The organism is Actinomadura sp. NPDC047616, from assembly GCF_040642915.1.
GTDB lineage: Bacteria > Actinomycetota > Actinomycetes > Streptosporangiales > Streptosporangiaceae > Spirillospora > Spirillospora miaoliensis.
Genome location: NZ_JBEYTB010000025.1, coordinates 1 through 13,116, shown reverse-complemented (window position 1 = coordinate 13,116; position 13,116 = coordinate 1). Strand labels below are relative to the sequence as shown.

The 13,116-nt window shown below is 72.4% G+C and carries 12 protein-coding genes; all 12 read left to right on the top strand.

The genetic code is table 11. From position 1 onward, the window contains the following. The first annotated feature begins 55 nt into the window (after positions 1–55). Positions 56–673: a hypothetical protein gene (locus tag ABZ801_RS38600; protein WP_344957851.1), complete on the top strand. Its 618-nt coding sequence runs from the start codon at positions 56–58 to the stop codon at positions 671–673. 125 nt (positions 674–798) lie between these two features. Further along, the gene (pdxT, locus tag ABZ801_RS38595) at positions 799–1,440 is read left to right on the top strand and encodes a pyridoxal 5'-phosphate synthase glutaminase subunit PdxT (protein WP_360708358.1); all 642 of its coding nucleotides are present in this window, start codon (positions 799–801) and stop codon (positions 1,438–1,440) included. 23 nt (positions 1,441–1,463) lie between these two features. Further along, complete coding sequence (locus ABZ801_RS38590) at positions 1,464–2,216, top strand: YebC/PmpR family DNA-binding transcriptional regulator (RefSeq protein WP_344957853.1); 753 nt, start codon at positions 1,464–1,466, stop codon at positions 2,214–2,216. A 153-nt stretch (positions 2,217–2,369) separates the two neighbouring features. Further along, positions 2,370–3,527, top strand: a complete 1,158-nt coding sequence (locus ABZ801_RS38585) for a GNAT family N-acetyltransferase (protein WP_360708115.1) — start codon at positions 2,370–2,372, stop codon at positions 3,525–3,527. Positions 3,528–3,621: 94 nt separating this feature from the next. Beyond that, a complete protein-coding gene (gene ruvC / locus ABZ801_RS38580) occupies positions 3,622–4,182 on the top strand; it encodes a crossover junction endodeoxyribonuclease RuvC (protein WP_360708355.1) in 561 nt (186 codons plus the stop codon). Further along, entirely contained in the window at positions 4,179–4,781 is a 603-nt protein-coding gene (ruvA, locus tag ABZ801_RS38575; protein WP_360708113.1) for a Holliday junction branch migration protein RuvA, read from the top strand. Before ruvC ends, ruvA begins: the two co-directional genes overlap by 4 nt. A gap of 25 nt (positions 4,782–4,806) precedes the next feature. Further along, positions 4,807–5,880, top strand: coding sequence for a Holliday junction branch migration DNA helicase RuvB (gene ruvB, locus ABZ801_RS38570; RefSeq protein ID WP_344957859.1), 1,074 nt, complete (start codon positions 4,807–4,809; stop codon positions 5,878–5,880). 176 nt (positions 5,881–6,056) lie between these two features. Further along, the gene (yajC, locus tag ABZ801_RS38565) at positions 6,057–6,569 is read left to right on the top strand and encodes a preprotein translocase subunit YajC (protein WP_360708110.1); all 513 of its coding nucleotides are present in this window, start codon (positions 6,057–6,059) and stop codon (positions 6,567–6,569) included. 125 nt (positions 6,570–6,694) lie between these two features. Then, complete coding sequence (gene secD, locus ABZ801_RS38560) at positions 6,695–8,479, top strand: protein translocase subunit SecD (RefSeq protein WP_360708107.1); 1,785 nt, start codon at positions 6,695–6,697, stop codon at positions 8,477–8,479. After that, positions 8,479–9,681, top strand: a complete 1,203-nt coding sequence (gene secF / locus ABZ801_RS38555; RefSeq protein ID WP_360708104.1) for a protein translocase subunit SecF — start codon at positions 8,479–8,481, stop codon at positions 9,679–9,681. The genes secD and secF overlap by 1 nt, the downstream gene beginning before the upstream one ends. Before the next feature lie 106 nt (positions 9,682–9,787). Then, entirely contained in the window at positions 9,788–10,333 is a 546-nt protein-coding gene (locus ABZ801_RS38550) for an adenine phosphoribosyltransferase (protein WP_344957867.1), read from the top strand. A gap of 553 nt (positions 10,334–10,886) precedes the next feature. Next, a partial coding sequence (locus ABZ801_RS38545; RefSeq protein WP_360708352.1) for a bifunctional (p)ppGpp synthetase/guanosine-3',5'-bis(diphosphate) 3'-pyrophosphohydrolase occupies positions 10,887–13,116 on the top strand: 2,230 nt, incomplete at its 3' end.

Genomic DNA, 13,116 nt, shown 5'->3' with positions numbered 1-13,116 from the left:
GCCGGTCGGGGGCTCCAGGGCTCCTGGGCGGCTCCGGCCGTGGGAGGGGACGACGATGGCTTGGTCGGTCGCGCTCGCCTGCGCGAGCGCGGGGGAGCCCGCCGAGGTTTTCGGCCCGGGGCTGCGGCCCGATCCGGGAGCGGCGGCGCGGCTGGCCCGCGGGCTCTACCCGGCCGCGACCCTGGTCGAGACCGGCGACACGGTGCTCGACTTCGCCCTGTGGCCCTACGAGGACGAGCTGTTCGTCGGCGCCTACGACGAACGGGCGCTGCTGCTGTGCGACCGGCGCCTGTTCTGCCTCGACGACGACGCCCGCCGCGTCGCCGACTCGGTCGCCGCGGCCCTGCCCGGGGCGCGCTGCGGCGTGCTCGTCCTGCACAGCGTCATCTCCGGGTGCTGGTTCCGCTGGTACGAGGGGGGAGCGCTGCGCCGCGACGTGTTCGTCACCAAGGAGGACGGCGTCGTGGTCGACCAGGGCGAGCGGCTGCCCGTCGAACGCCCGTTCTGGACGGCCATCGACCAGGGCGCCGAGGACGTCCCGCTGCCGTTCGACCCCGAGGAGTTCGGCCTGGCGCTGGCCCGCTCCCACATGTTCGGACGCGGCATCGCCGACCGAGGCACCGACGGCTTCCTGCCCCTCGAACTGCCCCTGCGCCGCTTCAAACTGTGCTGACCCCGCGCCCCCGGAAGAGCGATGACGCCGGGGGCGTTGTAAGGAACGGCTAGGGTTTTCCCCTGACGCCCCCGTGTGTCCATGCGTACCTCCCGGAAGGTTCACCGGTGACTGCTGTGCCGACCGTGCCGTCTGAGCCGACGATCGGCGTGCTCGCCCTGCAGGGCGACGTGCGCGAGCACGCCCGCGCCCTGGAGGCCGCGGGCGCGCGGACGCTCGCCGTCCGCCGCCCCGAGGAGCTGGAACTCTGCGACGCCCTGGTCATCCCCGGCGGGGAGTCCACCACCATGTGGCGCCTGGCCCGCACCTTCGAGCTGCTGGAGCCGCTGCGCAAGCGGATCGAGGCGGGCATGCCCGCCTACGGCTCCTGCGCCGGCATGATCATGCTCGCGGACCGCATCCGCGGCGGCGTGGCCGGGCAGGAGACGATCGGCGGCATCGACATGACCGTGCGGCGCAACGCCTTCGGCCGCCAGGTCGACTCGTTCGAGAGCCCCGTGCGGCTGACGGGGATGGGCGACACGCCCTACCACGCGGTGTTCATCCGCGCTCCCTGGGTGGAGTCGGTCGGCGACGGCGTGGAGGTCCTCGGCCGCGCCGAGAGCGGCCCGAACGCCGGTAGGATCGTCGCCGTCCGTCAGGGCCGCCTGATGGCGACCGCCTTCCACCCTGAGCTGACGGGCGACTTTCGCGTGCATCGCTACTTCGCCGACCTGGTGCGCCGGGCGGCGGCCGGGGGTGGGTCCCCCATGCGGGGGTCGGAATGAGCACTGAGCAGGAGGATTGACGGATGTCCGGCCATTCCAAATGGGCGACGACCAAGCACAAGAAGGCCGCCCTCGACGCCAAGCGGGGCAAGCTCTTCGCCAAGCTGATCAAGAACATCGAGGTCGCGGCGCGCACCGGCGGCGGGGACCCCGACGCCAACCCCACGCTGTACGACGCCATCTACAAGGCCAAGAAGAACTCGGTCCCCAACGACAACATCGAGCGGGCCCGGCGCCGCGGCGCCGGTGAGGAGGCCGGCGGCGCCGACTGGCAGACGATCATGTACGAGGGGTACGCCCCCGGCGGCGTCGCCCTGCTGATCGAGTGCCTGACCGACAACCGCAACCGCGCCGCCTCCGAGGTGCGCACCGCGGTCACCCGCAACGGCGGTTCGATGGCCGACCCGGGCTCGGTGTCGTACCTGTTCAACCGTAAGGGCGTCATCATCGTCCCCAAGGCGGGCACCACCGAGGACGACCTGATGCTGGCGGTGCTGGACGCCGGCGCCGAGGAGGTCAACGACCTCGGCGAGAACTTCGAGGTGGTCTGCGAGGCGGGCGACCTGATCGCGGTGCGCAGCGCGCTGCAGGACGCCGGCATCGACTACGAGTCGGCCGACACCAACTGGCTGCCCAGCGTCACCGTCCCGCTGGACGAGGAGAACGCCAGGAAGGTCTTCCGCCTGATGGAGGCCCTGGAGGACTCCGACGACGTGCAGGAGGTCTTCGCCAACTTCGACGTCTCCGACGACGTCATGGCCAAGGTCGAGGCCTGAGCCCTACCCCTGGCCGCGCCACGCGCGGCTTGCGAGCGGGCTCGTGAGGCCCGTCCATAACGAGAACAGCGGCCCTTCCGTTCACGGAGGGGCCGCTGTCGTGTCCGCGGAGCCGCCGCCGGGCACTGGCCGCGATGGCCTACGGTCGGGATCATGGAAATCCGACCGCTGGGTCCCGACGACTTCGACGCCCTCATGGACGCGGCCACCCGCGCGTTCGGCGAGCCGCCCGCCCACGGGGCGGACATCCGGCGGCGGCATGCCGAGGCCGGCATCGCCGCCGGACGGCACCTCGGCGGCTTCGACGGCGGCCGTCTCGTCGCCACCGCCAAGGTGCACGACCTCGCCCAGTGGTGGCACGGCCGGCCGGTGTCCATGGGCGGCGTCGCCGGGGTCACCGTGGCCCCCGAGGACCGCGGCCGGGGCGCGGGCCGCCGCATCATGACCGACATCCTGCGGCTGTGCGCCGAACTCGGCCACCCCGTCTCGGTGCTGTATCCGGCCACCACGCCGCTGTACCGGTCGCTGGGCTGGGAGCACGCGGGGGCGCAGCACATCGTCACGCTGCCGACCGAGGCGCTGCGCACCCTGGCGGCGGAGCCGGTGCCGATCCGGCGCGCGGGGCCCGAGGACGCCGAGGAGGTCGCCGCCACGCTGCGCCGCGTCCACCGGGACGCCCGCGACGACGGCCCGCTCGACCGGGGCGCCGACTGGTGGCGCATCCGCCTGGCCGACACCAGGCTCTACGCCTACCTCGCCGAGGACGGATTCCTCGCCTACGGCTGGGCCGACGGCGACGCCGCCCTGAGCGTCGACAAGGTCGTGGCGGGCTCCGAGCGGACCCTGCGGGCGCTGTGGGGCGTCGTCGGGTCCGGGTCCTCCACGGCCGGCACCGTCCACGCCTGCGTCGGGCCGGACGACCCCGTGCTGTGGCTGGTCCGGGAGCGGTCCACCGAGCGGGTGCGGCGGGAACGCTGGATGCTGCGCGTCGTCGACGCCCCGGCCGCGATCGCGGCCCGCGGGTACCCGGCCGCCGTCACCGCCGAGGTCGCGCTGCGCGTCGACGACCCCGTGCTGCCCGCCAACTCCGGGACGTGGCGGCTGACGGTCAAGGACGGCGAGGGCGTGCTGGAGCCCGCGGCCGGCGACCCCTCCGCCGTCCGCACCGGGATCAGGGGCCTGTCGGCCCTCTACGCCGGGGTGCCGCCGGCCGCCCTGCGGCGGGCCGGTCTCGTGGAGTGCGGCGACGCCGACGCCGACGCCCTGTCCGCCGTCTTCGCCGCCACGCCGTTCACGCTGGACTACTTCTAGCCGGGCGCGAGGGACACGGCGCCGCCGGTGCGCGACGATGTCCGGGGCGTTCGGTACGGTGGCCAACGCCGAACAGATGATCGAAGGAGCGGCCGTGCGGGTGCTGGGAGTCGACCCCGGGCTCACCAGATGCGGAGTCGGCGTCGTGGACGGCGCGCCGGGCACACCGCTGACGCTGGTGACGGTGGACGTCATCCGCACCAGCCCCGACGACGACGTCCCGGTCCGGCTGCTGGGCATCGAGGCGGGCATCGAGGCGCTGCTGGACGAGGTGCGGCCCGACGCCGTGGCCGTCGAACGCGTCTTCTCCCAGCACAACGTGCGCACCGTCATGGGCACCGCGCAGGCGGCGGGCGTGGCCATGCTGGCGGCCGCCCGGCGCGGCCTGCCGGTCGCCATGCACACCCCCAGCGAGGCCAAGGCGGCCGTCACCGGCAGCGGCCGCGCCGACAAGGCCCAGGTGACGAAGATGGTGACGCGGCTGCTGCGGCTGGACGCCGCGCCCAGGCCCGCCGACGCCGCCGACGCGCTGGCGCTGGCGATCTGCCATGTGTGGCGCGGCGGCGCGCAGGCCCGGCTGGCCGCCGCCCGCCGGGACGCCCGTCCCGGCGCGGCCGCCGTCCGCGGCAGGAGCAGAGGAGGATTCGCGCAGTGATCGCGTTCGTCAGCGGCCGGGTCGCGGCCGCCGGACCCGACGGGGCCGTGATCGACGTGCACGGCGTGGGCCTGGCGGTGCAGTGCACGCCCGCCACCCTGGCCGGGCTGCGGGTCGGCGAGCAGGCGCGGGTGCCGACCTCGCTGGTGGTCCGCGAGGACTCCCTGACGCTGTTCGGGTTCGCCGACGAGGACGAGCGGGCCGTGTTCGAGCTGCTGCAGACCGCCAGCGGCGTCGGGCCCCGCCTGGCGCTGGCGATGCTGGCCGTGCACTCGCCGGACGCCCTGCGCCGCGCCGTCGCCGCCGAGGACGTGACCGCGCTGACCAAGGTCCCCGGCATCGGCAAGAAGGGCGCCCAGCGGATCGTCCTGGAGCTGCGCGACCGCCTCGGCGCCCCGACCGGCGACGGCGCCGACGCGCCCGTCCCGGCCCGCGCCGAACCGTGGCGCGAGCAGGTCCAGACCGGGCTGGTCAACCTCGGCTGGTCCACCAGGGACGCCGAGGCCGCGGTCTCGGCCGTCGCCGCCGACCTCGACGGCGGCGACCCGCCGCCGGTCTCCGCGCTGCTCAGGGCCGCCCTCAAGAAGCTGAGCAAGTGATCGACACGGCGGGGAGGGGCGCGCGATGAGCGCGGAGGAACGGCTCGTCTCGGCCGACGCCGAGGGGCCCGACGAGCAGGTCATCGAGGCGGCGCTGCGGCCCAAGCGGCTGGACGACTTCATCGGGCAGCACCGCGTCCGCGAGCAGCTGTCGCTGGTGCTGCACAGCGCGCTCAGACGGGGCCGCACCCCCGACCACGTGCTGCTGTCGGGCGGTCCGGGCCTCGGCAAGACCACCCTCGCCATGATCATCGCGGCGGAGCTGGGCAAGCCGCTGCGGATCTCCTCCGGCCCGGCCATCGAACGCGCCGGCGACCTGGCCGCGGTGCTGTCCACCCTGTCCGAGGGCGAGGTGCTGTTCCTCGACGAGATCCACCGCATGGCGCGTCCCGCCGAGGAGATGCTCTACATGGCGATGGAGGACTTCCGGGTCGACGTGGTCGTCGGCAAGGGCCCCGGCGCCACCGCGATCCCCCTCGACATCGCCCCGTTCACGCTGGTGGGCGCCACCACCCGGGCGGGCATGCTGCCCGGCCCCCTGCGCGACCGGTTCGGGTTCGTCGCGCACATGGACTTCTACGAGCCCGCCGAGCTGGAGATCATCGTCAAACGGTCGGCCCGGCTGCTGGACGTCCAGATCACCGACGACGGGGCCGCCGAGGTGGCCGGGCGCTCGCGCGGCACGCCCCGCATCGCCAACCGGCTGCTGCGCCGCGTCCGCGACTACGCCGAGGTGCGCGCCGACGGCGTCATCACCCGCGAACTGGCCCGCGACGCGCTGACCCTGTACGAGGTCGACGAACGCGGCCTGGACCGTCTCGACCGGGCCGTGCTGGCCTCGCTGCTGCGCAAGTTCGGCGGGGGGCCGGTGGGCCTGTCGACGCTGGCGGTGTCGGTGGGGGAGGAGCCCGAGACGGTCGAGGTGGTGGCCGAACCGTTCCTGGTACGGCAGGGAATGCTGGCCCGCACCCCGCGCGGCCGCATCGCCACCCCCGCGGCCTGGGCGCACCTGGGCCTGACGCCCCCGCCCACCGCGCCGATGGCGGGCACGCTGTTCGACCTGGACGACGGCGATGACCAGGACTCGGTGATCAACTGATAACGGGTTGGGAACTTCCGGGCTGCGTCGCTCGTCACGTCGTTGCCGGGGTCTGACGTACTCTCTAGACTCCGGGACTTGGTCACCTCTCCAGCCGACGATCCTGTGACGAGGCCGAATTCCGGCGACCGGCTGGCACAGCACATCGGAAGGATGCCCGAGCGAAGGGCAGCGACATGAATTTTGCAGCAGAGCAGAGCAGCAGCGGGCCCCTGAACCTGCTGCTGCTGCTCGCCATCCCCCTGGTCTTCTATTTCCTGTTGATCCGGCCGCAGAGCAAGCGGCGCAAGGAGCAGATGCAGATGCAGAGCTCCCTGAGGCCGGGCGCGCGGGTGATGACGACCAGCGGCATGTACGCCACCGTGGTCGCGGTGGACGACGACGGCGTGGTCCTGGAGATCGCTCCGGACGTCGAGGCCCGGTTCGTCAAGCAGGCCGTGATGCAGATCGTCACCGAGAGCGACGCCGCCGACGACGACGAGCTCGACGACGACGCCGATGACGCCGACGAGACCGGCGACGCCGACGACCGGATCGACCTGTCCAAGAAGGACGCCGACGACGCCGAGGACGGCGCCGCCGGCACGGCCGGGAAGAACGCCGAGGACGTCAAGGGCACCGCGGACACCGAGGCCGAGGAGGACGAGGACGCACCCAAGGCCAGGGCCGCGGGCAAGCCGTCGTCCTGACGCGACGTTCCGTCCATATCCCGGAACCGCCCGTCCGTCGCGCGGGCGCTCGGGCGGCCGGGAGGACGTGACGTCGCCGCCCGACGCCGTACGGCGTACCACCAAGACGGGAAGTACAACGACCAGTGGCTCCGCCTCGTAGCAACGTTCCCAAGCCCGGGCGCACGCTCTTCGGGCTGTTCGCGGTCATGGCGGTCCTGACCTGCGTGATGTTCCTCCAGGGCCAGCCCACGCCCAAGCTCGGGCTGGACCTGGCCGGCGGCACCACCGTCACGCTGACCGCCAGGACCGAAAGCGGCGCGACGCCGCCCGACACCCAGATGACCCAGGCCGTCAAGATCATGACGCAGCGGGTCAACGGGCTGGGCGTGTCCGACGCCGAGGTCGCCAAGCAGGGCAACCGCAACATCGTCGTCAACGTCCCCGGAGAGGGCCAGGACCGCGTCGTCCAGCTCATCGGGACCACGGCCAAGCTGCAGTTCCGGCAGGTGTTCGCCGTCGCCGAGGGCAGGCCGACCTCGGGGACCTCGCCGAGCCCCGCACCCAGCCCGAGCGGCAGCGCCAAGCCGTCGGCGAGCCCGTCGGGCACGGCCACGCCGCGCGGCAGGGCGGTGTCGAAGGCGCTGGCGGCGCCGTCGCCGTCGGCCTCGTCCAGCGGCGGCAGCGCGTCTCCGTCGGCCTCTCCGTCGGCCTCTCCGTCGGCGTCTCCGTCGGCGTCTCCGTCGGCGTCTCCGTCGGCCACGGGCGCCCCGTCGCCGCTGCCGACCGACCTGCTCGGCGGGCAGGACTACAGCGCCATCGACGACAAGGCCGTGATCCAGCAGTTCGAGAAGCTGAACTGCTCGGGCGCCGACAAGCGCGCCCCCGGCGCCAACGACCCCAACCGCAAGTGGGTGGCGGCCTGCGACCAGGACGGCCAGGCCAAGTACATCCTCGGCCCGGTGCGGGTGGAGGGCACCCAGGTCTCCGACGCCAACGCCATGCCGCCGGACGCCCAGCAGGGCCAGAGCAGCTGGACCGTCGCGCTGAAGTTCAAGGCGCAGGGCGGCCGCCAGTTCGGACAGGTGACCAGCGAGGCCTACCAGGCCCCGGCGGGCAGCCCGCAGCGGCAGGTGGCGATCGTGCTGGACGGCCAGGTGATCTCCGCGCCGAGCATCGACAACGGCGCGATCACCGGCGGCACCGCCAGCATCTACGGCCCGCCGGAGAGCTTCACCCAGAGCTACGCCACCGACCTGGCCAATGTGCTCAAGTACGGCGCGCTGCCGCTGGAGTTCACCCAGAGCTCCATCGACGAGGTGTCGTCCACACTCGGCTCCGACCAGCTGCGCGGCGGCCTGATCGCCGGTGCGATCGGCCTGGTGCTGGTGGTGCTGTACTGCCTGCTGTACTACCGGGGCCTCGGCCTGGTCGCGGTCGGCAGCCTGCTGGTGGCCTCCGGGATCACCTGGGTGTCGGTGGTGATCCTGGGCGAGAACATGGGGTTCCGGCTGTCGCTGCCGCACATCATCGGCCTGATCGTCTCCATCGGCATCACCGCCGACTCGTTCATCGTCTACTTCGAGCGGCTGCGTGACGAGCTGCGCGCCGGACGCACGCTCAGACCGTCGGTGGAGACCGCCTGGCGCCGGGCCCGGCGCACCATCCTGGTCGCCGACGCGGTGACGTTCCTGGCGGCCCTGGTGCTGTACTTCCTGGCCGTCGGCGGGGTCCGCGGCTTCGCGTTCGCCATGGGGCTGACCACGCTGATCGACGTGGTGGTGGTGTTCTTCTTCACCAAGCCGCTGGTGGCGCTGCTGTCGCGGACGAGGTTCTTCGGCCGCGGCCATCCGCTGTCGGGTCTCGACCCCAGGCGGCTGCGCGCGACGACCACGACCACCACGACCCGTCCGACCGGCCAGGAGGCGTGATGCTGGGGCTGCGCGCAGTCATATCCCGGGTCTACCGGGGCGAGATCAGCGCCGACATCGTCGGCCGGCCCAAGCTGTGGTACTCGATCTCCGGCCTGCTGCTGGCGCTCTCCATCGCCGGGCTGGTGGTCCAGGGCCTGAACTTCGGCGTGGAGTTCCGCGGCGGGTCGGTGTTCACCTTCGGCGCCTCCAACCACTCCATCGAGGACGTGCGCGGGGCGGTCCAGGGCGGCGGCGCCCACCAGGCCATCGTGCAGAAGGCCGGCGGCGACTGGCGGGTCACCACCGAGAGCCTCAGCTCCACCGAGGTCAACGAGGTCAAGAAGAGCATCTCCGACGACCTCGGGGTGCCCGCCGCGAAGGTCAGCACACAGGTGGTGGGGGCGTCCTGGGGCGGTGAGGTCTCGGCGAAGGCCTGGCAGGCGCTCGCGGTCTTCATGGTGCTGATCATCGCCTACCTCAGCCTGGCCTTCGAATGGCGGATGGCGCTGGCCGCGCTGGTGGCGCTGGTGCACGACCTGATCATCACGGCGGGCATCTACGCCTGGTCCGGGTTCGAGGTCACCCCGGCGACGCTGCTGGGCTTCCTGACCATCCTGGGCTACTCGCTGTACGACGCGGTCGTGGTCTTCGACATGATCAAGGAGGTCACCAAACCGCTCGGCCCCACGTCCAAGATCACCTACAGCGAGGCGGCGAACCAGGCGCTCAGCAGCACCCTGGTCCGCTCCCTGAACACCTCGCTGGTGGCGATCCTGCCGGTGGCGGCGATCCTGTTCATCGGCACCACGCTGTTCGGCGCCGGGACGCTGAAGGACCTGTCGCTGGCCCTGTTCGTCGGCATGATCGTCGGGACGTACTCGTCGATCTGCGTGGCCACCCCGATGCTGGTGCAGCTCAAGGAGCGCGAACCCCGCTACCGGCAGCTGCGCGAGAACATCGCCCGCCGCGACGCCAGCGCCAAGCGGCAGGCCAAGGCCGCCCGGACCCGGGCCGCGGTGACGACCGCCGACGGGGACGACGTGCCGCCGGGCGGCTCCGAGGGCCCCGGCGAGGCCGCGCCGAACGGCGGCCGCTCCGGCGGCGGCGCGGAGGCCGCAGAGGAGGCGCCCGTGTCGGTCACGGTGCGCAAGGTCGTCCAGCAGGGGCCCCGGCAGCAGCCCAAGCGGGGCACCCGCCAGCAGCGCCGCGGCGGCAAATGACCGCCTGAGCGGTCGTCAGATCGTCGCCCGGCGCCGCCGGGCGCGGATTGAACCGGAAACCGGCCGTGTGCGGGCCTCCCCCGGGAGGCCCGCACACGGCCGCCGCATGAGCAGGAGAACACCGCCTGTGGACCTCGAGAAGCTGATCCACGACCGGATCCGCGACGTGCCCGACTACCCCAAGCCGGGCGTGCTGTTCAAGGACATCACCCCCTTGCTGGCCGACCACGTGGCGTTCGCCGGCGTGGTCGACGCGATCGTCAACCACCACGGCCGCGGCACCATCGACAAGATCGTCGGCATCGAGGCGCGCGGCTTCATCCTGGCCGCCCCCGTGGCCTACCACTTCGGCGCCGGATTCGTTCCGGTGCGAAAAAAGGGAAAGCTGCCCGCGCGGACGTACGAGGAGACCTATGATCTCGAGTACGGGACCGAGACCATCGAGGTGCACGCCGACGCCTTCGGTCCCGGCGAACGGGTTCTGATCGTCGACGACGTCCTGGCCACCGGAGGCACCGCGCGAGCGGCCGCCGAGCTGGTGGGCCGGACGGGCGCCCAGGTGGTGGGTCTGTCGGTGCTGCTGGAGCTGTCCTTCCTGCGCGGCCGCGACCGGCTCGGTGACCTGGACGTGCACACCCTGGTCACGGTCTGACGGCCCTGGTCACGGTCCTGGAACCGGACATGGGCGGATAGACTGGCGGGAATCAGGATCCGGTGGGACGGGCGCCGCCCGCGCGGGGCGGTACCGACGGGGACGGCGTCCACTGGACTAGGGAGGCTGGGTGCCAGGTGAGGTGGCATCGACCGACGCGGTGAACGGCGCCGCGGTGGACGGGGCGGACGACACCGCCCGCCGTCCCGCGGAGCGCGCCGCCCCGGCCCGCGCCGCCGATCCGGCGGCCGACCCGAAGACCTCGGGCGAGGGCGCCGAGGTCCGCGAGGAAGGGCCGAAAGGCGAGGGCGGCGGTGACGCGGCCCGTCCCGCCGAGCCCCCGCGCGACCGCCCGCAGGCCGGCGGCTCCGCCGCGAAAGAGCCCGCCTCCGCCGCCCGTCCGCCCTCCCGCGGCCAGACCGCCCAGCCCCCCTCCCGCACCGCCGCCTCCGCCCCCACCGTCCCGTCCCGGCCCTCTCCGGCCACGACCCCGCCGTCCGCCGCCCGGGTACGCCGCAGGCTCGCCCGGCTGGGGGCCCAGCGCGGCACCGCTATGAACCCGGTACTGGAACCACTGATCAAGACCGTCCGCAACACCCATCCCAAAGCGGACCTGCGGCTGATCGAGCGCGCCTACGACGTCGCCGCGCACTACCACCGCGAGCAGAAGCGCAAGAGCGGCGACCCCTACATCACCCACCCCCTCGCCGTCGCCACCATCCTCGCCGAGCTCGGCATGAACACCGAGACGCTGTGCGCGGCGCTGCTGCACGACACCGTCGAGGACACCCCGTACACCATCGAGGAGCTGCGCGCCGACTTCGGCGACGAGATCACCGCGCTGGTCGACGGGGTGACCAAGCTCGACAAGGTCAAGTACGGCGAGGCGGCCGAGGCCGAGACCGTCCGCAAGATGGTCGTGGCGATGTCGCGCGACATCCGGGTGCTGGTCATCAAGCTGGCCGACCGGCTGCACAACATGCGCACGCTGCGCTACCTGCCCCGGCACAAGCAGGAGCGCAAGGCCCGGGAGACGCTGGAGATCTTCGCCCCGCTGGCGCACCGGCTCGGCATGAACACCCTCAAGTGGGAGCTGGAGGACCTGGCGTTCGCCACCCTCTACCCCAAGCGGTTCGACGAGATCGCCCGGCTGGTGTCCGAACGGGCCCCGCGCCGCGACGTCTACCTGCAGGAAGTGATCGAGAACGTCTCCGCCGACCTGCGCGAGGCGCGGATCAAGGCGACCGTGACCGGCCGCCCCAAGCACTACTACTCGATCTACCAGAAGATGATCGCCCGGGACGTCAGCTTCGACGACATCTACGACCTCGTCGGCATCCGCGTCCTGGTCGACAGCGTCCGCGACTGCTACGCCGCCCTCGGCTCGATCCACGCGCGATGGAACCCGGTCCCCGGCCGGTTCAAGGACTACATCGCGATGCCGAAGTTCAACATGTACCAGTCGCTGCACACCACGGTGATCGGCCCGGAGGGCAAGCCGGTCGAGCTGCAGATCCGCACCTGGGGCATGCACCGCCGCGCCGAGTACGGCGTCGCCGCGCACTGGAAGTACAAGGAGGAGACGGTCGCCGGCCGCAAGGCGGGCGACATGCAGTGGCTGCGCCAGCTGCTGGACTGGCAGAAGGAGACCGCCGACCCGGCCGAGTTCCTGGAGTCGCTGCGCTTCGACCTGTCGGTCTCCGAGGTCTTCGTCTTCACCCCCAAGGGCGACGTGATCGCGCTGCCGCAGGGCGCCACCCCGGTCGACTTCGCCTACGCCATCCACACCGAGGTCGGGCACCGCTGCATCGGCGCCCGCGTCAACGGCCGCCTGGTGCCGCTGGAGTCCGCGCTCGACAACGGCGACACCGTCGAGGTGTTCACCTCCAAGTCACCCGATGCCGGGCCCAGCCGCGACTGGCTGGGGTTCGTCAAGAGCGCCCGCGCCCGCAACAAGATCAAGCACTGGTTCTCCAAGGAGCGCCGCGACACCGCGATCGAGTCCGGCAAGGAGTCGATCGCCCGCGCCATGCGCAAGCAGAACATGCCGCTGCAGCGCATGATGTCCGGCGAGGCCCTGCTGGCGCTGGCCCGCGACATGAACTACACCGACGTGTCGTCCCTGTACGCCGCGGTCGGCGAGGGCCACGTCTCGGCCCAGCACGTCGTGCAGCGCCTGGTGGACGCCCTGGGCGGGGTGGAGAGCGCCGAGGAGGACCTGGCCGAGATCGCCCTGCCGACCCGCCGCAAGCGGGTCCGCCCGGCGGGCGACCCCGGCGTCGTCGTGGCCGGCGACCCGGACGTGTGGGTACGGCTGTCGCGCTGCTGCACCCCGGTGCCCGGCGACGACATCGTCGGCTTCGTCACCCGCGGGCACGGCGTGTCGGTGCACCGCGCCGACTGCGCCAACGTCGCCCAGCTGCGCTCCCAGCCGGACCGGCTGATCGACGTCAAGTGGTCGCCGACCGAGGACTCGGTCTTCCTGGTCGCCATCCAGGTCGAGGCGCTGGACCGTCCCCGCCTGCTGTCGGACGTCACCCGCGTACTGTCCGACCAGCACGTGAACATCCTGTCGGCCTCGGTCACCACCACCCGCGACCGCGTCGCCGTCAGCCGTTTCACCTTCGAGATGGGCGACCCGAAGCATCTCGGCCACGTCCTGAAGGCCGTCCGCTCCATCGACGGCGCCGCTGATCTCGATCCTGTCGGAGAAGTACGTCTCCATTCCCGAGCTGGACACCGACAACACCGTGTTCGCCAAGCCCGGCTTCTCCGTCATCGCG